This window comes from Sphingobium amiense (assembly GCF_003967075.1).
GTDB lineage: Bacteria > Pseudomonadota > Alphaproteobacteria > Sphingomonadales > Sphingomonadaceae > Sphingobium > Sphingobium amiense.
The window spans coordinates 1678034-1701132 of sequence record NZ_AP018664.1; the positions used below are offsets into that span (position 1 = coordinate 1678034).

The 23099-nt window shown below is 62.8% G+C and carries 17 protein-coding genes and 1 tRNA gene; 6 read left to right on the forward strand and 12 right to left on the reverse strand.

What is annotated here, in order from left to right; all coding sequences use genetic code 11:
* Positions 1–33: 33 nt before the first annotated feature.
* The 3 genes from SAMIE_RS08070 to SAMIE_RS08080 all read left to right on the forward strand — a co-directional run bounded on the left by SAMIE_RS08070 (position 34) and on the right by SAMIE_RS08080 (position 2570).
* Positions 34–822: a SapC family protein gene (locus tag SAMIE_RS08070; RefSeq protein WP_066697288.1), complete on the forward strand. Its 789-nt coding sequence runs from the start codon at positions 34–36 to the stop codon at positions 820–822.
* 276 nt (positions 823–1098) lie between these two features.
* Positions 1099–1173: transfer RNA gene (locus tag SAMIE_RS08075), tRNA-Glu, on the forward strand.
* Positions 1174–1337: 164 nt separating this feature from the next.
* Entirely contained in the window at positions 1338–2570 is a 1233-nt protein-coding gene (locus SAMIE_RS08080) for a tyrosine-type recombinase/integrase (RefSeq protein WP_066697291.1), read from the forward strand.
* A 12-nt stretch (positions 2571–2582) separates the two neighbouring features.
* Here the strand turns inward: SAMIE_RS08080 and SAMIE_RS08085 are convergent, their stop codons facing one another.
* A complete protein-coding gene (locus SAMIE_RS08085) occupies positions 2583–2786 on the reverse strand; it encodes a helix-turn-helix transcriptional regulator (protein ID WP_066697294.1) in 204 nt (67 codons plus the stop codon).
* A 531-nt stretch (positions 2787–3317) separates the two neighbouring features.
* Between SAMIE_RS08085 and SAMIE_RS08090 the strand changes: the two genes are divergently transcribed.
* Positions 3318–3815, forward strand: coding sequence for an ECF-type sigma factor (locus tag SAMIE_RS08090; protein WP_066697297.1), 498 nt, complete (start codon positions 3318–3320; stop codon positions 3813–3815).
* Here the strand turns inward: SAMIE_RS08090 and SAMIE_RS08095 are convergent.
* The 7 genes from SAMIE_RS08095 to SAMIE_RS08125 all read right to left on the reverse strand — a co-directional run bounded on the left by SAMIE_RS08095 (position 3812) and on the right by SAMIE_RS08125 (position 12342).
* Positions 3812–6235: a serine/threonine-protein kinase gene (locus SAMIE_RS08095; protein ID WP_126516770.1), complete on the reverse strand. Its 2424-nt coding sequence runs from the start codon at positions 6233–6235 to the stop codon at positions 3812–3814. The genes SAMIE_RS08090 and SAMIE_RS08095 overlap by 4 nt on opposite strands.
* Before the next feature lie 51 nt (positions 6236–6286).
* Positions 6287–7012: a hypothetical protein gene (locus SAMIE_RS08100; RefSeq protein WP_126516771.1), complete on the reverse strand. Its 726-nt coding sequence runs from the start codon at positions 7010–7012 to the stop codon at positions 6287–6289.
* A gap of 378 nt (positions 7013–7390) precedes the next feature.
* The gene (locus SAMIE_RS08105) at positions 7391–7624 is read right to left on the reverse strand and encodes a hypothetical protein (protein WP_126516772.1); all 234 of its coding nucleotides are present in this window, start codon (positions 7622–7624) and stop codon (positions 7391–7393) included.
* 33 nt (positions 7625–7657) lie between these two features.
* Positions 7658–8350: a hypothetical protein gene (locus SAMIE_RS08110; protein ID WP_066697301.1), complete on the reverse strand. Its 693-nt coding sequence runs from the start codon at positions 8348–8350 to the stop codon at positions 7658–7660.
* Between the two features lie 18 nt (positions 8351–8368).
* On the reverse strand, positions 8369–11674 hold the full coding sequence (locus SAMIE_RS08115) for a beta strand repeat-containing protein (RefSeq protein WP_083952373.1): 3306 nt from the start codon (positions 11672–11674) through the stop codon (positions 8369–8371).
* A gap of 118 nt (positions 11675–11792) precedes the next feature.
* A complete protein-coding gene (locus tag SAMIE_RS08120; protein WP_066697685.1) occupies positions 11793–12014 on the reverse strand; it encodes a conjugal transfer protein TraD in 222 nt (73 codons plus the stop codon).
* Between the two features lie 22 nt (positions 12015–12036).
* Positions 12037–12342 carry a conjugal transfer protein TraD gene (locus SAMIE_RS08125; RefSeq protein ID WP_066697306.1) on the reverse strand — a complete coding sequence of 102 codons (306 nt, stop codon included), beginning with the start codon at positions 12340–12342 and terminating at the stop codon, positions 12037–12039.
* Between the two features lie 172 nt (positions 12343–12514).
* Between SAMIE_RS08125 and traA the strand changes: the two genes are divergently transcribed.
* Entirely contained in the window at positions 12515–15472 is a 2958-nt protein-coding gene (gene traA / locus SAMIE_RS08130; protein ID WP_066697309.1) for a Ti-type conjugative transfer relaxase TraA, read from the forward strand.
* Between the two features lie 9 nt (positions 15473–15481).
* Entirely contained in the window at positions 15482–16177 is a 696-nt protein-coding gene (locus SAMIE_RS08135) for a DUF6118 family protein (protein WP_066697311.1), read from the forward strand.
* Between the two features lie 144 nt (positions 16178–16321).
* Here the strand turns inward: SAMIE_RS08135 and glgX are convergent, their stop codons facing one another.
* Genes glgX through glgB form a run of 4 tightly spaced genes read right to left on the reverse strand, consistent with a single transcriptional unit; the run spans position 16322 to position 23093 of the window.
* Positions 16322–18172, reverse strand: a complete 1851-nt coding sequence (gene glgX / locus SAMIE_RS08140; protein ID WP_066697313.1) for a glycogen debranching protein GlgX — start codon at positions 18170–18172, stop codon at positions 16322–16324.
* Entirely contained in the window at positions 18172–19620 is a 1449-nt protein-coding gene (gene glgA, locus SAMIE_RS08145; protein WP_066697315.1) for a glycogen synthase GlgA, read from the reverse strand. The genes glgX and glgA overlap by 1 nt, the downstream gene beginning before the upstream one ends.
* Positions 19621–19636: 16 nt before the next feature.
* Complete coding sequence (glgC, locus tag SAMIE_RS08150) at positions 19637–20896, reverse strand: glucose-1-phosphate adenylyltransferase (protein WP_066697317.1); 1260 nt, start codon at positions 20894–20896, stop codon at positions 19637–19639.
* Positions 20897–20933: 37 nt separating this feature from the next.
* The gene (gene glgB / locus SAMIE_RS08155; RefSeq protein WP_066697319.1) at positions 20934–23093 is read right to left on the reverse strand and encodes a 1,4-alpha-glucan branching protein GlgB; all 2160 of its coding nucleotides are present in this window, start codon (positions 23091–23093) and stop codon (positions 20934–20936) included.
* Between the last annotated feature and the right edge of the window lie 6 nt (positions 23094–23099).

The window sequence follows — 23099 nt, forward strand, 5'->3', positions numbered from 1 at the left end:
TCCGCCTGCGCCTCTAACAGAGTGGACCCGATAATGGCCAGCGCGCCCGCCAACAGCCTGCCGATCTTCTACAACGACCTTCTGCCGCTGAGCAGCGCCGACCATGTCGATTACAAGGTCCAGCCGGCCGACGCCGCGCCTTTCCTGACGACCAGTCACGCCGTGCCGCTGACCGTCGACGAGTTCGTGTCGGCGCAGCGTTTCGCGCCGATCATCTTTTCGGCGGGCACCGATTCCGTGCCGCTTCTGCTGATGGGCCTCAATGAAGGCGTGAACACCTTCGTCGACGCCGAGGGCAAGCTGAACGGCCCCGCCTATATCCCCGCATACGTCCGCCGCTATCCCTGGATGCTGGCCAAGCTGCGGCCCGACAGCGACGAACTGTCGCTCTGCTTTGATCCGACCAGCTCGACCATCGGTGCGTTCGACGAAGGCCAGGCGCTGTTCGAGGATGGCAAGCCCAGCGAACTGACGCAGGGCGTGCTCAAATTCTGCGAGGATTTCGAGCAGGCGGCGGCCCGCACCGGCCAGTTCGTCCGTGACCTTGAAGAAATGGACCTGCTGATGGAAGGCGAAGTGTCGATCCAGACGCCGATCGCCGAGCAGCCTTTCGTGTATCGCGGCTTCCGCATGATCAACGAGGAAAAGCTGCGCGACCTGCGCGGCGACCAGCTCCGCAAGATCAACCAGAACGGCATGCTGCCGCTGATCCATGCGCATCTCTTTTCGCTCCAGTTGATGCGCGATGTGTTCGAAGCGCAGATCGCGCAGGACAAGGGGCCGATCCCGAAGCCCGAACTGCCCGCCGAAGCGACGGCCTGAGCTGGCAAAGCGCTGTAATCGGTAGGACAATTCGCCCCTTGAAAGAGCGGGCGACCTGTCCTACCTATGAAACATATGGTGCACCCGCCCCCCTTTCGGGTGTGTCATATGGGCGCCTCCCCCTTTTTGGAGGCGTCTCCTCCCTGAACCTTGGCCACCCCATGCTTGCATGGGGTGGTTTTTTATGGGGCAAAGAGCCGCCGCGCTTTCCCTCACTTGACGGGCGCGCAAGGTCTGCTAGATCGCAGCCCCTGCCGGTTGCCCAGCGCAACCCACGGCCCCTTCGTCTAGCGGTCAGGACGCGGCCCTCTCACGGCTGAAACACGGGTTCGATTCCCGTAGGGGTCACCAAAATCCTCTCCCAGAGGGTTCCAGATGATGCCATAACTGGCTGATTTCTGCGGTTTTCTTGTGGTATAGGTATCCCATGCGGAGCGGCTTCGTGCCACCGGATACCACCATCCTGATGGTATATCTGATGGTAGCGCGGTCCTCCCCTTGCCGGAGATACCATCATGGCGCTTACCGCTGTCGCGATCAAAAATGCCAAGGGCCGCGAAAAGCCCTACAAACTCACCGATAGTGACGGGCTGTTCCTCTATGTCACCCCCAATGGCGGTCGCTACTGGCGGATGAACTATCGCTACCTTGGCAAGCAGAAGACGCTGGCGTTCGGGGTCTATCCCGACACCGGCCTTGCCGAAGCCCGCGAGCAGCGCGACGCGGCCCGCAAGGTTCTGGCGCGCGGCGATGATCCCGCCGAACAGATCAAGCTGGAAAAGGTTGCGGCGGCTGTCGCGGCGTCCAACAGCTTCAAGGCGGTAGCCGACGAATGGCTTGTGAAGGTCGAGCGTGAGGGTCGCTCCGGCGTCACCATGAAGAAGCTCCGCTGGCTGCTGGACTTCATCAACGAATCCATCGGCAAGCGCCCCGTCGCCTCCATCTCCGCGCAGGAACTGTTGGTGATGCTCCGCAAGATGGAGGGTAAGGGCCGCTACGAGACGGCCAAGCGCCTACGCAGCACATGCAGCCAGATATTCCGCTACGCCATCGCCACGGCTCGGGCCGAGCGCGATGTCGCCGCCGATCTTCGCGGCGCGCTCATCGCGCCCCAGCCCGTCCATCGCGCCGCGATCACGAACGCTAACGAGGCGGGCGGCCTACTGCGCGCCATCGAGGCGTTCGAGGGTTTTGCCAACACCAAAGCAGCGTTGCGCTTGCTCCCGCATGTGTTCGTGCGTCCGGGCGAACTGCGCTATGCTGAATGGGCCGACTTCGATTTCGACGAGGCGCTTTGGACCATCCCGAAGCACAAGACTAAGATGCGCCGCGCCCACAGTATCCCACTGTCCGCCCAGGCGCTCGCCATCCTCAAGACCATCGAGCATGACGCGGGCTACAGCTCCTATCTGTTTCCGTCGTTACGTTCTGTGGATCGGCCCATGTCGGAGAACACCATCAACGCGGCGCTGCGGCGCATGGGCTTCGCCCAGGACGAGATGACCGGCCACGGCTTCCGGGCGATGGCGGCGACGCTCCTGAACGAAATGGGCCTATGGCATCCTGACGCGATCGAACGGCAACTTGCCCATTGCGACAACAACGCCGTGCGCCGTGCCTACACGCGGGGCGAATATTGGGACGAGCGCGTGCGGATGATGCAGCACTGGTCCGACCATCTCGACTTCCTGCGTGATGGCGCGAAAGTCATAAAGGGCGATTTCAAGAAGGCAAAAGCCGGGGAGTAACCCGGCTTTCCCTCATTCGGCGCGATCTTCGCGGTAACGCAGGGGATCGGCTATCCAGCGATTGACGGCGGATTCGTACCAGCCGGTTCCGTGCGTGCTGATCGGCACCCGCCGGGGGAACGTGCCCTCTTTGATCTTGCGATACATGGTGGAGCGGGACAAGCCGGTGCGGGCGAGAACAGTTTTCAGGCGGATGATACGATCAGGGCAGTTCATGGGGACTTTCTTCCATTCCTTGGCTATCAATGGCTCCCCCTGAGCCGAGTTTTGGTGATTACAATTTTCCGCTCAAGTGCCTTTGCGAGGACATCCGGTGCCAATCGCAGCCACGGCAGTAAATACAGGCGGACGGCGGCAGACGGCTGTAAACGGATGCGGCTGGCGGTGCACGGCGACGCCGGGTAGCGCTTGGCGGAGCGCAATTTCACATTTCCGTCGCAACTGTGACGCGCACGTCACGTTGTTCGACACTATCGACGCAAAGTTGCGCTGCTGCTGATCAGATTGCGCGCCCGACTCGCGCACCATTGCAGACCTACCTTCCGATGGTCTGCCCGCTGAATGTCAGTTTGCCCCGCGCCATGCCAAAGGCGCAAGCCGCAGGCCATGTCAGTGCCGGTTTCGGTATATTACTGGCAGTTGCAGACTTTATTGCCCCTTGACATCCGCATCCCGCAAACCTTTTGAGAGGCGAAAATCCTGCTTCCGGCTCGCCCCTTCTTTGCTATTGGGCAAATGGGGGTGCCGATGCTGGCCGAACGCGATCAATTGCTCAGCGAAGTGTATGATGAACTGCGCGCGGCGGCCTCACGTATGCTGCACCGTGACGCACCCATGCTTACCTTGCAACCCACTGAACTGGTGAACGAAGCTGCACTGCGGATCATCAGGCTTGAGCAGATGAGTTGGAACGACCGCCAGCATTTCTTCGCCACCGGCGCACGGATCATGCGGCAAGCCATGATGGATGCAATCAAAAGCCGCAAGCGAGCCAAACGCCAGGCACCGAGTATCTTTTTTGAAGACGACCCCGGGAATAGCGGGGTCGATGTCGAGATGCTGGACGCGGCACTCTCAAAGCTGGAAACGATCTCACCCGAACTTGCAAGAATCGTTGAGATGCGGTTTTTCGTTGGTCTTAAACCTGACGAAATCGCTGTTGTGCTGGAAAGTTCAGAATCGACAATCAAACGGCGCTGGCAGACGGCGCGGCTATGGTTGGCCGACGAATTGGCTGATAATTAACCGCAGAGCCGGGTCGCTACTTTCGCAGCTTCGGGAACGTCCTTGGCGGCATCGCGCGCGCCGAGGTTTCCAGCGGCCCGGATCGCAGTCCATTGCCGAACAGCCTCCTGGGCCGCATTGCACGCTGCACGATGGCTTCCTGCACGGGCTAGCACTTCGGCATGGTTAGGCAGTGCGACTGCGAGGTCGCGATTTCGTTGCGGATCGTGGGGTACGCGCGCTAGTCGTTCGCGTCGCAGCGCGATACTGGCGTTGGAGGCTGCGACCGCTTCGGCCATGCGCCCCATATCCGAAAGCACGTTTGCTTCTTGACCGTAGAGGATCAGCAAGCGCTTTTCGATGTTAGCATCTGGGCCGAATGCCAGCACGCGTTGAAGGGCCACAATCCCTTCGCGTGCTTCACGCAGGGCGGCTTCATTCTGCCCGTTAATATCGCCAAGCGTCCCGCTGATGTTGAATTTGGCTTCGCCGAACTTGTCGGTCCATACCAGCGATGTTCCCTTGGCAAGCTCGGCGCGGATGATGGCCTCCGCCTCGCGATAGGGAACAAGTGATCCAGGCTTGTCGCCTGCGTAGTAGATAGCATCGCCGAGACGACCCAGCAGGTTCACTTCTAGCAGGCGGGCATCGCGCCGGTTTACACGCTCAAACCTAACGGCCCGCAGTCGGGAAAGCGCAGAGAACAGCACGGGGACTGCGGCGGCCGGGCGATTTTCGCTCCAGATCATATCATAGGCGCGGCTCTTTTCAGTGACCAGAAAGCCGATCAGCGCGCTCTGTCTGGCCGGGTCGATGGCAAGGGCTTGCCGGAAATAGCCAGCCGCACGGTTATTCAGTTGACGCGATTTGCCGTTGTCAGCCGCCATCGCCCATCGACCGGCAGTGACCCACCCTAGTTCCTCAAGCACTTCTGGATTGCCCGGCTGCTCCTTTGCCAGAACCGCTAGCAAAGCTTCAGCTTGATCGAGTGATTTCGCGGCCTGATCGGGATGGCCGAGGTTCGATGTGCCAGACAATCCTTGCAAACTGGCCAGTCGCCGATAGCCCTGCGCGGTATCGAGCCGAAGGTCGGCTGGCGCATCCCTAACGCTGCCCAGCCGTTCGAGATACTGCCCCGAAACCTCCGCAAGCCGCGCACGGGCGACAACCGTTCCCGGTGCATCGCTCAGATCATCACTGAGCTCGGTGAGCATGAATTTGGCAAGGTGGCGTACCTCGACAAACCTTGCGTCCGCTTCGGCGCGGGCACGTTCGGCCCGGACATACTGGACCGTGCTGATTGCTGTCGCCGCAACCAGCGCAAGTGCGGCCAGCCCGGTCAGCGTCAGACCCTTCCGGTGCCGCTGGATGAAACGGCCCACGACATAACGCCATCCCGCATCGTGTCGCGCCGCCAGCGGCACAAAGGCGCGCATACGACGGATGTCAGAGAGCAAAGCGGCAACGTCGGGGTAACGATCCTCGGGCTTTTCAGCCAGTGTGCGGGCGGCAATCGCGCCCAGATCGCCGTCAAGCTGCCCTACCGGCAGGCGTGTGCCGGGAATGAAATCACCGTCCTCTCCCGGCACCTTGCAACCGAGCATCCCCAGCAGCAACACGCCCAAGCTAAACACGTCACTGGTAATCGTCGGTGCCACACCCACCGCGCGTTCCGGTGCGGCATAGCCCTTGGTCAGCGGATAGGGATCGCCTGTCTCGTCGGTGTCAATCACCGAAATCAAACGGGCGATACCGAAATCAAGCAGATGCACCGCGCCGTCCGCGCTCATCAGCACGTTCGATGGTTTGATGTCGGCATGGATCACCAGACTGCGATGGGCAAAGGCCACCGCCTCACACACCGCCTCGAACGCATCGAGCCGTGCGGTCCGGTCCACCCCGGCCTTGCACAGCGCTTCGGTGATTGGGAGGCCATCGACATAGTCCATCGCCAGCCACGGACGGCCGTCGGCATCGCCGCCATCGAGGATACGCACGATGCCCGGATGACGCAGCCTGGCGAGAATCCGGCGCTCCTCGGCAAATCGGGCTTTGGCGCGGTCACTTGCCAGATCGCCCCGGATCAGCTTGATCGCCACCTGCTGCTGGAACACACCGTCATCACGCTCGGCCTTGACCACCGCCCCCATCCCGCCGCGCGCGATCTCGGCGGTGATTTTGTATGGCCCGATCCGTTTGGGAATCGCCTCAATCACGCCCAACGGCTTGATGAGGCTTTCGGTGGGAAGCAGTCGGAAATTTGTATGCTCATGTGCAAGCAGTTCTTCGACGCGCGCGCGTAAGCCTGCATCCTTGCCACAACGACCTATTACAAATGCGCGCCTTGCCTCGGCGTTATCAATGCCCAGTGCGGCTTCAACAACCTTGAGTGCTAATGAATCGACTGACACACAGGCATCCTGAATTGATTTTTCTACCAAATACCACGAATGACATCGAAAGCCGATTGCGTCGGCGTCATTGCTCCCGGACTATCCATTCCCGGGATCAACCTCTGAATTCGTCAGAGGGCGATAGGTGCGAACGTTGATCTTGTCCTTGAGTTCGTAAAGCTGTTCGGCGATGGAGCGATATTGGCTAGACAGGTTCTCGGCAAAGCCCTGCAAAACTGCCGTCATTTGATGCCGCAGGCTGATCAGGACCTGCGCTTCATCGGCGGTCAACGCGATAACGGTGTCCTTCTGACCACTGGCCTCGAACAGCCGCAAACGATTGAGATAGGGCAGCATTTGTTCCTGAGTTTCGAGCAGATCGTGCATTGTCGTTTCGAGAAGCGGATAATATAGCGCTCTTATCGTAGCGATGGTTTTGAGCAGTTCGATTTCGAGGTTGGGATCGCACAGGAAGATCGACGCCTTGACTGCGGCAAGCCGCACATTGCCGAACAGTTTGAGATCGGATTTGTGAAAATCGGCTGGCTCGAAGTCCTTCGATTCGGCCTGCATCGTCAGATCGCCGATGCCGCTTTGCAGGAAATATTCCCACTTCTCGACCGCGATGCGAAACGCGACCAGTTCGTTCTGTTCATGCGAGCGCAGTCCCGCCCTGATGGCGAGCGAGGCAGCGATGCGTTGCTCGGCAACAGCGAACCGGCTTTTCAGCATGCTTTCAAACCAATTCCGGCCAACATAGGCGAGCACGGCCAGAGCCAAGATCCACATCGGTGTCGATGACAAGGTGGTGACGAGTTCCGTCACCGACCTATAGGGCCTTGGAAGTCAAAGAACGGCGGGAAGGTTGCTACTTCGGCCATCGACTGATCCCGCGACGATAGCATGGGTCAGCTGTAATGCTGGCCAAAGGAGTGGCCACATCGACAATCGCCAGTACCGTCGTTGAAGAAGCTTCCGCACCCGCAACATGTACAGGCTCCATATCCTGCGGTTTCCGGGATCTGATTTTTTCTCGCCTCAGCGAACCTGTAGCTGTTCGGGGCAATCATCTGACTGTCCTCGAACTTTTCATGCATAGCTTTCCACATTGCTTTCCCTTTCGAGATTCCTCGCTGCGAACGATGGCGGCAGAGACACCAAATTGGTAAATGCGTTCACGCCGCCACGGCTCGACCGACCCGTTTAACCGAGATCGCAGTTGATCCGATCGGGCGAGGCATAACCACCTGACACCGAAACTTGATTTGAGCTTTCAATGCTTCCGCACCATGGTCGCACGGGATAGGTTCCGTCGGCATCGGGCAGAGTGACGGTATAGTATGAGTTACTGTTGAAAGGCCCAACAGTCTCGGAAGCAACATCGATATAGACCGATCCGTCAATTCCGCCAGTCCATGAAACATATACGCTTGCCATCTGATTATCTCCTTTTTCTTGGTTAATCGTGCGCTACGCATTATCTGTTTGCCTCGCGTTGCTTGAATGCCTCGGTTCTCTATCGCCCCCAAAGGGCGGGCTTGGGAGGAACGGCAGCCCACCAGAAGGCGGCATCGTCGTCGATTGTGATGCTAGGCCGGGCCAACCCGTCATAGGACCGGGCGTACCCACGTCTCCGCCCTGCTGGGGAAGGTCAGGGATTACAGGCAGGCCCGCGTTCAAGGCGGCGAAGAATGCTTCCGGTTCCAAGCCTGGCCCCGGCATACCGGCGGCGACGGTGTTCTTGATTGCCGCTTGCGCCTGTACCGCGTCGTCCGCGAAGCGTTTGAGATAAGCCTGAAAGCCTGGTAAACCGAGCTTTGCCAGAACGTCAGCATCGGCTTGGTAGGCTTGGCAGAGCGTAACCAGATGGCCAATCATGTAACCTTGCGCTTGAAAAAGTCTGAGTGGCAGCATCTGACCCAGCGTGCGGCAGGATTGCGCCTGCGCGAACAAGCCCCCCATTTGCGCAGCGCAGGGCAAATAGTCCGCGTCAAATTTTGCCGCAATTTCGGACTGAACCACTTTCAGCTCCGCTTCACGGCCCGTCTTAGCTGCATCGGTGGCATCGAGCGGGAGTGGGGCTAAAGTCTTGGTGGAGTGATCAAAACTCCCTCGGGAAACCCGTGCATCGACCGTTCCGGCCATGAAATCTTCAAAAGACATGGGTTGGTTCCCTTGAGACTAGAATTGGACCCGCACACCGCCCGAAATGGCGTGCCCGCGCACGCTATTCCCCCGGTCAAGCCGCCCTTCAATAAAGCCCGAAAGATGGCCACGCTCATCGCGCAAGCTCAGCCCCGCGACATATTGGCCAGTTGAACGGTAGCCGGTGGCATTGAGGTTGTAGCCGATGACGGTGCCCGCCGCGTCCGCTGAGAGGATCGTAGCAGTCTCGCTGTTCGACATATTCTTTACCCAATATGCCCCGGCATAGGGTTCGGCGAACAGTCCTGAGCCGACCTTGCCCGCCCATGACAATCGCGCGCCGAGCCGGGCGACGCTATTATTGTCGCTACCGGGAGCCAGCCGTGTGAAATTATCGATGGCAAAGGTATCGATGCGGCTGTTGCTCCAGCTCAACGCCGCACGCGGGGTAAGTGCAAAGCCGTGTCCAAGCGGCAGGCGGTATGACGCCGCTACCGCGCCCGCCCATGCACGACCTTTGGTTCTGGTCGCTGCGGCAGTGCCAAACAGCACAGCATTGGTCACATCGAACCGCCGCCATTCGCGCCGCACATTGGCTTCGATGGTCAGCCTGTCGCCTGTCAACGCAGCATAGGCTCCCAGAAACGGCACATTCACCTTGATCCGTGTCGCGGGCTGGGTGGCGTCGGCACTATAGGTGCCACCCATGATGCCCAGATGCACGGACCAGCCCCTACCGCCAAGATCGCTCCAACCGAGATCGGCTCCACCCTGGATCGAACGATGATCGAGTTCGAGCCGGTTGGTCGCGCTGGCAAGCTGCGTCGTGCTGTCGGAGATGACGGTCGCCAGCGTCTGGCCGAGACTACCCGAGGTGCCGCGTATCCATAGACCGAGGTGCGGCTTGCCTGAAGCAGCACCCTCGCGGCCAGTGACATAGGGTAGCACGGAGTCATCAAGTGCCGCCGCCGCTGTTGCCGCCGTTACATGTAGTCCGCCCAGCCCGGTGAGCAGCGGATTGAACGCCTGCAAAATACCGAACTGGTTAGCGTTGGTCTTGCTCACCCCGAAGCTCTCACGGAACACGCCCGCGTCGGCAAAGGAAGTGGAGGTGAACGCCCCCGCCGCCGCACCGCCGGTGACAGTAATCAGCGGCAGGAATCCGCCCGCGATCCGCCCCTGCGCCAGCCGGTTGACGGTGACGGCGGTGGTGCCGGTCGCCGTGCCCGTGATGGTCAGCGTATCGGCACGGGCGGTTGCTGTGCTGGCATCAAGGAATATCTGCCCGCCGCCGGTGTAGTTTCCGGTGATTGTGATGGAATTGTTCCCGGCGACCCCGTCCGCCGCGTTGATGATGCCGGTGTTGGCCAATGCGCCCGAAAACGACGAGTTTCCACTGCCTACATTCCAACGGCCTGAGTTGGTGAACAGCGAGGCGCTGACCGACGATCCGGTGACGTTGATCCCGCCGGTCATCGTGCCGGTTGCGCCATTGGTGATGCGGAATGCAGTGCCTGCGGTCGATCCGGCGACGGCGTTGGTGCCGCCAGTGAGGGTGCCGGTGTTGGTGACGACGGCAGTTCCCGTTCCACCCGCGATCAGCCTTATTCCGGTCGTGGTGCCCGAAACCGTGCCCGCATTGTTCGCCGTCAATACACCGGCCAGTTGCAGGCCCGCCACAGTTGGGGTGATATTGAGCTGGACAATCGCGCCGGTGCTGAAGTCGGAATTGGGATCGGAATAGTCTGCGGCGGTGGTGAGATCGATTCCGGTGGCACCAGCAATGCTGCCGGTGGTCGCAACGGTGACCGTGAAATCGTTGCGCGTGCCGCGTCCCCACACTCCGGCGTTACCCGCGCTGATCGTGCCATTAATGTCTGCGGTCGCCGCGCCGGTCGAATAGCCGCTGAACAGCCGGATACCGGTGCCCTGAGCCGCACTGACTGTTTTGCCTGCCCCGACTGTTACCGCAAGGGTGGCGGTGTTGTTGTCAAGCCGGGTTGCCTGCTCCGCAGCAGACAGGGGGACAAACGACCCTACTGCGGTGGAAATGCCCACGCCACTGTTGATGAGCAGATCGATGGCGTTGCCATTGGCGACGGTGATGTTGCCGCCGCCCGATGTCCGGTTGACCGAGACCGCGCCGCTTCCGCTGGTAGCAGCGTCAATCGATGCTGTCCCCAATGTTGCAGTATTATAGTTCCTCAGATCAACTCCGATGGTCTGGGTGAGATCGATCGTGACGTTGCCTGGTCCTTTCTTGAGCGTGTTCGCAGCAATGACGGTTGCCGCAGTAAGGTTCGGACCGAACGAATTGTCGGAGATCAAGCCGGTCCCGGTGCCGATGATCGATACGTTCCCGCGCGTGTCTCCTGTAGCAATCAGTCCACCGAAGATGCTGGCGCTGTTCAGGCCGATCCGGATATCGCCGGTGTTGGTTCCTCCCGAAACCTGAACTATCGCGGCGATGCGTGGCCGACTTGCGGCACTCCCAATATTGCCATTGACCGTTATCGTGGTCGCCGCGTTACGAGTGACGCCTGTCGGGGTGTAGACATTCGCGTTGATACCGAAGCTGGTCGTCAGGATGCTGCCGTTGTTGACCACGCTGACATCGCCGGTGCCGCGCTGCGTGATGGCGATGCCGCCCAGTCCGTTGGAAAGGTCGAGGATCGATCCGTTGTTGGTGATCTGAAACGCGGAAGCTCCCGCACTGGTATCGTCGATGGTATTAGGATTGCCGCTGGATGCGTTGATACCGCCAACCAATGTCCCGTTGGTTGTTATCCGCGTGTCTGCACCACCGATGGCTTGGGTGCGGATTGCGTTAAAGCCGTAATTCAATCCGCCCAGTGAGTAGGAAGCACCCCGGATCGTCGAGGTCGCGCCTTGTGCGACATCAATCAGCCCGGTCGATGTCGTAGTGGATGCGTCGAGTCCGTAAGAACTGGCCGAGATCAGGTCGCCGTTGATCCGCGCAGTGGCTCCGTTACCGCCGCCACGCAAGGTCAGCGCGGTATAGGCAATCAGCGCCTGGCCCGGCCCCAGCGACGCCGCTTGGCTGGCGTTGATCGACGATCCCGCATCAATCGTCACGTTCGCGCCGTTGGTGGCATCACCGTTGACAGTCAGCCCGGTAGTGGCTGCCTGCGTCTCGCTATTTTGGAACCGCACAGAGCGCTTGCCGGTAATCGTCGCGGTCGTATTCGCCCCTGTCGCGCCGTCGCAGATTACGTCGGGCTGTGTCAGATCGCAATTCGCCCATGCCGTTCCCGGCACCATCAACGCTATCACAGCCGCACTCAGCCGTAGCTTTGAATGAATTGTCATGCCGGTCTCCATGCACAGGAACGCGAAGCAAATTTCGGTCTTTGTTATGCTAAGGCGACATCGGCGCGAATTTCGGTTCACCGATTTGAAAATATTTTTTGAGATGGCAGGAAATGCGAGAGGATTTTCGTTATCTCTCGCTCTCGAATGCCCGTTTCCCTTTCCGTTTCCACAACACGAGCGCCTGTTCACGGTCCTCACTGCGCAGCTTGGCCGCAACGGTGAGGAACGCGCCGTAGAGCGCGGCGCGATCGTCATCGGTGAGATCGACCAGTCCGGCTTTCACGACGAGGCCGCCCAGTTCGATCAGTTGACGCGTGCGTTCGCGGCGTTGCACGGCCCATTCGCGCATGTCGGTTCGCGCCTTCTGTGCTTCAAGCCGATACCGCGCCGCTGTCATTCGGCGTAGTGCTGCCTTTGTCGCGATCAGTTCCCGCAGTTCGACCACGCGCGTTGCCTTGAAAGAAGGTAGCCCCGCGCTTGCGCCAGCTCTCCTTTCGTGCGGCATCGTCGGTTTCGGCAATGACCAGCAACGCACCCGCCAGTGTTTCCGCGTCAGTGGCATCGGCTCGGCAAGCAATCACCAGTTCGCCGAGTTGCTGGACGCGGCGTTCTTTGAGTTGACGTGCCTTGTCGGCCAGCGCCTTCAGTTCCGAATCGAAGTCCCTGGGTTTACGCATCGCAAGTCTCCGTTGAGAGTTGATGCGCCCATGATAATAGTGTGCCGCGCGTAATGCTGTAGAGTCGTCGGGACGTTCTGGAACCAGATAGTCCCGAGCAGGATTTTATCATGGGAGGGCGCGCTTATACGTCGTTCCGACGTGCCCGTTGTAGTGTAGATGGATTGCCATCATGGCAATCTTCCATTTCAGCGCAAAGGTCATCGGGCGGGCGAGCGGACGCAGCGCCGTTGCCGCCGCTGCCTATCGCGCAGGCGAACGGCTGCACGATGACCGGCTCGACCGCGATCACGACTTCACCAACAAGTCGGGCGTCGTTCATTCCGAAATTCTCCTGCCGGACAATGCGCCCGAGGAATTCGCCGACCGCGAGAAGCTGTGGAACGCGGTCGAGGCGGCGGAGGTTCGCAAGGACGCCCAGCTTGCCCGCGAAGTCGAGTTCGCCATTCCGCGCGAGATGACACAGGCACAGGGCATCGAACTGGCGCGCGATTTTGCAGGTCAGGAGTTCGTCAATCGCGGCATGATCGCCGACCTCAATGTTCACTGGGATATTGGCGCGGACGGCATGGCGAAGCCGCACGCCCATGTCATGTTGACGATGCGCGAAGTGGACGAGGAGGGTTTCGGCGCGAAGGTCCGCGACTGGAACAGGACCGAGCTTGTCGAGCAATGGCGCGAACGCTGGGCCGATCATGTCAATGGACGGCTTGCCGAACTCGACATTGACGCGCGCGTCGATCACCGCAGTTTGCAAGCACAGGGCATCGGGCTTGAACCGCAGGACAAGATTGGTCCCGCTGCATCACGCATGGGCGAGCGTGGACTTGAGTCCGAGCGCATCGAGGATCACCGCGCCATCGCGCAGCGGAACGGCGAACGGATCATCGCGGAACCGTGTGTCGCCCTGGACGCAATCACCCACCAGCAGGCGACATTCACGCACCGTGACATGGCAATGTTCGTGCATAGCCACACGGACGGGAAAGAGCAGTTCGACCGGGCATTGAGCGCCGTCCGTGCGTCCCCCGATCTTGTCGAGCTTGGCAAGGACGGACGCGGCGAAGATCGGTTCACCAGCCGCGAGATGATCGAGACCGAGCAGCGGTTACAGCGCGCCAGCGAGTTGATGGCCGAGCGGGAACGGCATCACGTGGACGGGAAGGACCGAGCCGCCGCATTGGCGCAGGTGAAAGGGTGCGGGCTGGCGCTGACCGGCGAGCAACGCGCGGCGTTCGAGCATGTAGCGGACGGGCGCGGCCTCAGCGTGGTTGTGGGATACGCCGGAACGGGCAAGAGCGCGATGCTGGGCGTTGCGCGCGAGGCATGGGAGCGCGCCGGATTCGAAGTGCGCGGCGCGGCGCTGTCCGGCATCGCGGCGGAGGGGTTGGAGAATGGTTCCCGCATCGCCTCGCGCACTATCGCCAGCATGGAACATGGCTGGGCGCAGGGGCGCGACCTTTTGACTTCGCGTGACGTGCTGGTGATCGACGAGGCGGGCATGGTCGGCACGCGCCAGATGGAGCGCGTTCTCTCCCATGCCGTCGACGCGGGCGCAAAGGTCGTGCTGGTCGGCGACCCGCAGCAGTTGCAGGCCATCGAGGCGGGCGCGGCGTTCCGCGCGATCCATGAGCGGCATGGCGGCGTCGAGATCACCCAGGTTCGCCGCCAGCATGAGGGCTGGCAGCAGGATGCCACCCGGCAACTTGCTACAGGGCGCACGGGAGAAGCGATCCGGGCCTATGCCGATCATGGCATGGTCCATGCCGCCGACACGCGCGAGGCAGCGCGCAGCGAGCTTGTCGAGCGGTGGGATCGCGAACGCATCGCCGCGCCGGATCAGACCCGCATCATCCTTACCCACACCAATGACGAAGTGCGCGAACTCAATGAAGCGGCGCGCGACCGGATGCACACGAGCAATGCGCTGGGCGATGACGTGCTGGTGAAGGCAGAGCCCGGCAACCGCATGTTCGCCAGTGGCGACCGCATCATGTTCCTGCGCAACGAGCGCAGCCTTGAGGTCAAGAACGGCACGCTGGGCACGGTCGAAAAGGTCAGCCCAGAGCATATCGCCGTCCGCACCGATGACGGGCGCAGCGTCGCGTTCGACACCAAGCACTATGCCCATGTCGATCACGGCTATGCCGCCACGATCCACAAGGCGCAGGGTATGACCGTTGACCGCGCCCATGTGCTGGCAACGCCGGGCATGGACCGCCACGGCGCATATGTCGGCATGTCGCGTCACCGTGAAGGTATGGCGCTCCACTATGGCCGCGACGACTTCAAGGACGAATCCCGCCTTGTCCGCACCCTGTCCCGCGAGCGGGCCAAGGACATGGCGAGCGATTACGAGCGCCGCGACCCAGCGCAGCAGTTCGCCGAACGGCGCGGCATCACCTTCCGCGAGCGTATAGCGGAAATCATCCAGAAGATTCCCGAACGCGCGCGCGGAATGTTCGATGGGTTCCGGCCCAAAGCGCAAGCCCCCGAGCGCGAACCGGGCATGTTCGCCAACTTCCGTCCGCAACCCCACGGGCCAGAAGGAGAGAAGGAACAGGCGCTTGTCCGCCAAGCCCGCGCGCCCGATCCGCGCCGCGCGGTGGAGCGCTACGCCCGCGCTGCCGCCGACATAACGCGGATGCAGGGCCAGGGTCTCCCGGTGCTTCCGCACCAGCGCGAAGCGCTGGACAAGGCGCGCGCGGGAGTGGAGGCGATCCGGCCCCATGCCGCCGCCGATCTCGGCGCGGCGTTCCAGCGCCAGCCCGAGCTTGTCCACGAAGCCGCCGAAGGGCGCGGCCAGGCCGCCATGCGCGCGATGCAGCTTGAAGCTGAAATCCGTGCCGATCCCTTCCAGCGCGCCGACAGGTTCGTCGAAGGCTGGCAGCAGCTCCAGCGTCACCGCGAGGACTTGCAGCGCGACGGCGACTTCCGAGGTGCGAAGCGTGTCGCGCAGGAAATGCACGGCATGGCGAAAGGCCTCGAACGCGATGCGCAGATGGAATCGGTCCTGCGCGGGCGCACCCGTGAACTCGGCATCGACATGGAAATGGGCCGCAGCCTTGTCCGCGATCTCGCGGATTCCGTGCCGTTCGATCACGGGCGCAACCTTGGCATGAGCAGATAGGAAAAAGATATGGAAGACAGATCACTGCCCTTGGATTCCGAACAGGAACCCGATCCGGCGACACAGGCGTTCGCACGGCTTGAAGGCGAAATGGCGCTGGTCCGCCGCGCGGTCCAGAATCTGGCGACCGAGAAGGCGGAAATCGACATTCCCGATTACAGCAACACCCTTGGCGAGATGGCGAAGCGGCTGGTCGCCATCGATGAGCATCCCGCCATGCAGATGACCCCAGAGGATATGGCGGCACGGATACAGGCCGCCGCCGCAAAAGCGCGGCGCGATGACCACGTCGCCCTTTCCGATGCAAAGCAGCAACATATCGAGTCATCCCGCGCCTTGCGGGCGTTGGCCGGAGACGTTGCCAGCTTCAACGAGCAACGCCGCCGCCTCAAATGGGCGGCAGGCGGCGGCTTGCTCGCCGGATGCCTGCTATGGGCTGTCCTTCCCGGCTTCATCGCGCGCATCCTCCCGGCAAGCTGGCATCTGCCCGAACGCATCGCCGCGCGCACCGTGCGCGAGCCTACGCTATGGGAAGCTGGAACCCGGATGATGCGGGCCGATAGCCCGGAGGCATGGCAAGCCATATCCGATGCCGCCGATATACGCCGGGACAACCGTGAGGCCATCGATGCTTGCGAGCAGCAGGCCACAGTGGCCAAACAGCCAGTGCGATGCACGATCAGGGTGCAGAACCGACAGCCGTGACGAAACCAGGCAGTGCCACTCCGGCTCATAATATCTCTATGGACAGATGGCACTTCCGATGGTATCAACAAGGCGCTTAACGCAGATACTGCCGTAAAATCAGTACCTTGCCACGATTGCCGGGTGCCCGTAGGGGTCACCAGTTCAGTCCGTCAGGACATGAACGCTCCTTGGCGGCACGACAAAATTACCTTGCGCTAAGCGAAAGCGGCATGGGCCGCTCGCTCCATTGATGCCAATCACAAGTCCGCTCGCGCGATAGCGCAGCGCCAGAGTGCGGCGTTCGGGGTCTTCCCATTGCTCCACCGTCAGCGGGCGGCCCTCCTCATCGAGCCACTCTACATCTGCGTCGGTCAGCATCGCCACGTCCCGAAGCTCCGGGCAGGCAGCGCGCAGGGCCGCCAGATCGCGCGCATGCTGCTCAAGCTCCCGGTCGCGCCCTTCCCAGTCCAGCCAGCCAATCTCGTTATCCTGCGCATAGGCATTGTTGTTGCCCTGCTGGGTGCGGCCGAATTCATCCCCCGCCGTCAGCATGATCGCTCCGCGCGAGACGAACAGCGTCGAGAGCAGCGCCTTGGCGTCGCTGCGGCGCGCGGCGACGACCTCGGGATCGTCGCTCGGCCCCTCGACACCGTTATTCCAGCTCAGATTGTCGCCATGGCCATCGCGATTATCCTCGCCATTGGCTTCGTTGTGCCGATGCTCGAACGCAGCCAGGTCGGCGAGGGGGAAGCCGTCATGCGCGGCGATGAAGTTGACGGATCGCGTCGCGACATGCCCGAACAGGTCCGACGATCCGCCAAGCCGCGTCGCAAGGTGCCCCAGCATCCCGCTGTCGCCGCGCCAGAAACGGCGCACATCGTCGCGATAGCGGTCGTTCCACTCCAGCCAGCCTTCGCCGAAATTGCCGAGCTGGTATCCGCCCGGTCCCACGTCCCATGGCTCCGCGATCAGGATGCGATCGGCCAGCAGCGGGTCCGCGCGCATTTCCTGCAACAGCGGCGCGGCCGGATCGAACCCCTGCTCCATGCGCCCCAGCGCCGGGGCGAGATCGAAGCGGAAGCCGTCGACACCGGCGTTCCGGACGAACCAGCGCAGGGAATCGAGGATCAGGCCGCGCGCGGGCGGCGCGTTGCAGGCGATGCTGTTGCCGGTGCCGGTGTCGTTGATGAGGCTGCCGTCCGGCGCGTAGCGGAAATAGCCCCGCGCATCGAGACCGCGCAACGAAAGGGTTGGCCCCTGCCGGTCGCTCTCCCCGTCATGATTATATACCATGTCGAGAATGACGCCGATCCCCGCCGCGTGCAGCGCCGCCACGGCTTCGCGCAATTCGCCGATACCGCCCGGCGCGATCCGGGGATCAAGCGCGAAATAGCTGACGGGGTTATAGCCCCATGCGTTAGAAAGGCCGAGCAGCGGCAGGTGCCGCTCGTCGATCCATGCGTTGACCGGCATCAGTTCGACGGCGGAGACATGCAGCGCCTTCAGATGCGCGACGATTGCGGGGTGGCCGAGCGCGGCGACGGTCCCGCGCAGCGCCTCCGGCACATCGGGATGCAGCATGGTGAAGGCCCGGACGGACAGTTCGTAGATCAGGCCGCCCGCCGCAAATCGCGGCGGCTGGTGGGGCAGGTCCGGCAGCGCCGCGGTGACAACCCCCTTGGGCATCAGGGGCGCCGTGTCGCCACCCTCCCCGCGCGGGGCCGCCAGCGCCGGGTCATAGCGGAACGGTCGGTCGATGGCCGTGGCATAGGGATCGAGCAGCAGCTTGTCGGGATCGAACCACAGGCCGCGATCCGGATCATAGGGTCCGTCCGCCCTCACGCCGTAAAGCTGCCCGACACCCACCCCCGCGGCGCCGATATGCCACCATCCGTCCGCGTCTCTCAGCATCGGCAGGCGGGTCTCGCGGTCCTCCACATCGAACAGGCAGAGCCAGAGCTGCTCCGCCTCGGGCGACCAGACGGAAAAGCGCGTGTCCCGCCTCGCGGGCATCAGGCCGGTTCCGCGATCAGCGCGCGGTAGAGCGCCGCATAGCGGGCCGCGCTGTTGCTCCATGAAAAGTCGCAACGCATGCCCGCGCGCTGCATCGCCTGCCACAGCGACCTGTCGGCATGAAGCTGCACCGTCCGCGCGATGGCGGCGTCCAGAGCGCCCGCATCTCCGGCTGCGAACAGCAGGCCCGTCGCCACGCCCGCGCCGACCGCCGCTTCGTTCGCGTCGATCACCGTGTCGGCCAGACCGCCGACGCGCGCCACCACCGGCACGCAGCCATAGCGCAATGCATAAAGTTGCGTCAGGCCGCACGGCTCGAACCGGGAGGGGATCAATATGGCATCGCCCCCCGCCTGAAGCAGGTGGGACAGCGGCTCGTCATAGCCTATCTCCACGCCGACCCGGCCCGGATGCCTGCCCCGCGCGGCGAGGAACGCGCTTTCCAGCGCATGATCGCCCGACCCCAGCAGCGCGAGCTTGCCGCCGCCCGCCACCAGCCGGTCGACCGCGCCCGCCATCAGGTCCATGCCCTTCTGCCAGGTGAGGCGGCTGACGATGATGAAGATCGGCGCATCGTCATGGTCCAACCCGAACCGCGTTTCGAGCGCGCGCCGGTTCGCCGCCCGGCCGCCGAGCGCGCGGGCGCTGTAGCGACGGGCGAGGAGATCGTCGGTCGCCGGGTTCCAGATGTCGCCGTCGATGCCGTTCAATATGCCATGCAGCCGGTCCGCCCGACCGTTGAGCAGCCCTTCCAGCCCCATGCCCTCGGCAGGCGAGCGTATCTCCCGCGCGTAGGTCGGGCTGACCGTCGTGATCGCGTCGGCGGACACGAGTCCCGCTTTCAGGAAACCGATGCCGCCATAATATTCGACCCCGTCCATGCCCCACGCTTCGGGCGGCAGACCGAGGCGCGGAAAGAGGCTGGCGGGAAACCGCCCCTGAAAGGCGAGATTGTGGATCGTCACGACCCTCGGCACGCGGGCCGCCGGGCCGAAGCGCATATAGGCGGCGGTCATCGCCGCCTGCCAGTCATGCGCATGGACGATGTCCGGCTGCCAGCCCTTCAGCGCCCCTTCGGCGATGTCCGCTCCCGCCCGCGACAGGGCTGCAAAGCGCAGCGCATTGTCGCTCCAGTCCTGTCCCGCCGCATCGCCATAGAGGCCACCGTCCCGCGCGAAGATGCCGGGGGCGTCCAGCACCAGCAGGTCCAGCCCATCGGCCTGCGCCGACAGGATCGCGGCAGGTGTGCCGAACAGGTCGGGGTAGCGATGCACCCGCCTGCCCTTGCCGATCCGCGCCATGACGGCGGGATAGCCGGGCACCAGCGAGCGCGCCTCCACTCCGTGCGGCGCCAGCGCGGCGGGCAACGCACCCACCACGTCCGCCAGCCCGCCAGTCTTCACCAGCGGGTAGATTTCCGACGCGACGGACAGCAGCTTGATGGACACGGGCGGCTTTGTCCTTCTACCGAGCGAGCGCGTCGATCATCGGCTGGGTAATGAGGCAGACACCATTGTCGCTCACCCGGAACCGCAGCGCGTCGTCGGCGGGATTTTCGCCGACGATGAGACCTGCCGGGATGATGATGCCGCTGTCCACCACGCATTTGTGCAGCCGTGCGCCGCGCCCGATTTCGCAATTGGGCATGATGACGCTTTCGGTGACGGACGAGAAGCTGTGCGTCCGCACGCCGGAGAACAGCAGGCTGCGGTGCAGTGACGATCCCGACACGATGCATCCGCCCGCGACCAGGGAGGACGTCGCCGACCCGCGCCGCCCATCCTCATTATGCACGAATTTGGCGGGCGGCGTGACTTCCGAATAGGTCCAGAGCGGCCAGCTCCGGTCGTAGAGGTCGAGCGCGGGCACCACATCGGTGAGGTCGATGCTCGCCTGCCAATAGGCGTCGATCGTGCCGACATCGCGCCAATAGGGTTCCAGCTCGCTCTCCGCCCGCACGCAACTGCTGGAAAAGCGGTGCGCGACCGCCTTTCCATGCTTTACGATATAGGGGATGATGTCGCCGCCGAAATCGCGGTTGCTGCCCGGCGTATCGGCGTCGCGCCGCAACTGCCCGATCAGGAATTTGGTGCGAAAGACATAGATGCCCATCGACGCCAGCGCCATGTCGGGCTGGCCGGGAATGCCGGGCGGGTCTTTAGGCTTTTCGACGAAGGCAGTGATGTTGTCCGCTTCGTCCACATGCATGACGCCGAAGCCGACCGCCTCCATGCGCGGCACTTCGAGGCAGCCGACCGTCACGTCCGCGCCGCTGTCCACATGCTGCTGGAGCATGAGTTCATAGTCCATCTTGTAAACATGATCGCCCGCCAGAATGACCATATATTCGGGCGCATAGCTTTCGATGATGTCGATATTCTGGAACACGGCATCGGCCGTCCCTTCATACCACTGGCTTTCGGAGATGCGCTGGCTGGCGGGCAGGATGTCGAAGCTCTCGTTGCGTTCGGGGCGGAAGAAGTTCCAGCCGCGCTGCAGGTGCCGGATCAGCGAATGCGCCTTATATTGCGTCGCGACGCCGATGCGGCGGATGCCGCTATTGAGCGCGTTGGAAAGCGCGAAGTCGATGATCCGCGCCTTGCCGCCGAAATGGACGGCGGGCTTGGCGCGCTTGTCGGTCAGTTCGGCGAGACGGCTGCCGCGCCCCCCGGCGAGGACATAGGCCATCGCGTCGCGGGCGATCGGCTGATATTTGGGGTTCATTGCGGCCTCTCCTTCTTGCGCGCCTGTAGCTCAGCGGTCAGTCATCCAGTTCCAGCATCAGCGTGGCGAAAGGCGGGATGGTGATGTTCGCCCATCCTTCGTCATCGGCATGGACGATGCCCATATTGCCAGCCCCGCCGCCACCATAATCCAGCGCGTCGCTGTTCAGTATCTCGCGCCACTGTCCCCCGCAGGGCAGGCACAGGCGATAGCCGTGGCGCAGGACCGGCGTGAAATGGCTGATGACCACGACCGGCGGCGCGCCGGGCGCACGGCGTGTCCATGCGAAGACGGAATCCGCGGCGGCATCGACCAGCGCCCATTCGAACCCCTCACCCTCGCAGTCACGCGCGTGGAGCGCGGGGTGAGAACGATAGACCCGGTTCAGATCGCCCACCAGCCGCTGCATCCCCACATGCCGCGCATGGTCGAGCAGGTGCCAGTCGAGTGACCGCTCCTCGCTCCATTCGGCGCGCTGCGCGAACTCCTGCCCCATGAACAGCAGCTTCTTGCCGGGATAGCCCCACATCATGCCGTAATAGGCGCGCAGCGTGGCGAATTTCTGCCAGTCATCCCCGGCCATCTTGTGCAGCAGCGATCCCTTGCCGTGCACCACTTCGTCATGGCTCAGCGGCAGGACGAAATTTTCGCTGAAGGCGTAGACGAGGCCGAAGGTGATGTCGTCATGATGATGCGCCCGATGCACCGGATCGCGCGCCAGATAGCGCAGCGTATCGTGCATGAAGCCCATATTCCATTTGAACCCGAAGCCGAGGCCGCCGCTATGGACCGGCTGCGACACGCCGGGCCAGCTCGTCGATTCCTCCGCGATGGTCATGACACCCGGATGGGTGCCGTAGAGCGCCCTGTTCATCTGCTGGAGGAAGGCGACCGCCTCCACATTCTCGCGCCCGCCATGATCGTTGGGTATCCACTCGCCGGGCTTGCGCGAATAATCGAGGTAGAGCATCGAGGCGACCGCATCGACCCGCAGTCCGTCGACATGGAAACGCTCGGCCCAGTAAAGCGCGTTGTTGACGAGGAACTGCATCACCTCGCGCCGTCCGAAATTGTAGATGGCGGTGTTCCAGTCGGGGTGGAATCCCTTGCGCGGATCGGCATGTTCGTAAAGCGCCGTGCCGTCGAACCGGGCAAGGCCATGTTCGTCGGTCGGGAAATGCGCGGGCACCCAGTCGAGGATGACGCCGACTCCGGCCCGGTGCGCACCGTCGACGAAGCGCGCGAAGCCCGCCGGATCGCCGAACCGCGCTGACGGCGCATAGAGGCCGAGCGTCTGGTATCCCCAGCTCGGATCATAGGGATGCTCGCTGATCGGCAGGAACTCGATATGGGTGAAACCCATGCCCACGACATAGGGGATCAGCCGGTTCGCCAGTTCGTCCCAGCTTAAAAAGCCGCCATCCTCGCTCCGCTGCCACGATCCGGCATGGACTTCGTAAATGGAGACCGGTTCGCGGCGGGCGTCGGCCTGCCGCCAGTGCGCGCGGTGACGCTCATCGCCCCAGTCATGATCGAGCGGCGGCGCGACGACCGACGCGGTCGAGGGGCGCAGTTCCGCCTCGAAGGCGAAGGGATCGGCCTTGAGCGGCAACATAACGCCGTCCGCGCCCACGATCTCATATTTATAGGGCGCGCCCGGATGCACATCGGGCAGGAAAATCTCCCACACGCCCGCGTCCGTCCGGTGGCGCATCGCGCCCCGGCGGCCGTCCCACCGGTTGAACGACCCCACCACCGACACACGCCGCGCATTGGGCGCCCAGACCGCGAAGTGCGTTCCGTCGACGCCCTCATGTCGCATCACATGCGCACCGAGCTTGTCGAACAGACGGCCGTGCGATCCTTCCGCGAAATAATAATCGTCCATCGGTCCCAGCACCGGGCCGAAGCTGTAGGGATCGACCAGCGAGAACTCCGCCCCATCGGCATAGGTCGCGATGTAGCGCAGCGGCTGGCGCTTCCTGATCTTCACCTTCCCGCCGAACAGCCCCGCCTCATGCAGCCGCGCCAGATCGCCGACCGGCTTGCCCTCCAGCGTCTGCGCCGACACGCTCACCGCATCGGGCAGAAGCACCCGCGCGACAAATCCCCTGCCGTCCGGATGGACGCCCAGGATCGCGAAGGGATCGTGCTCCTCCCCGCGGACCAGCCGGTCGATCTGCGCGCCATCGGTCATTCAGGT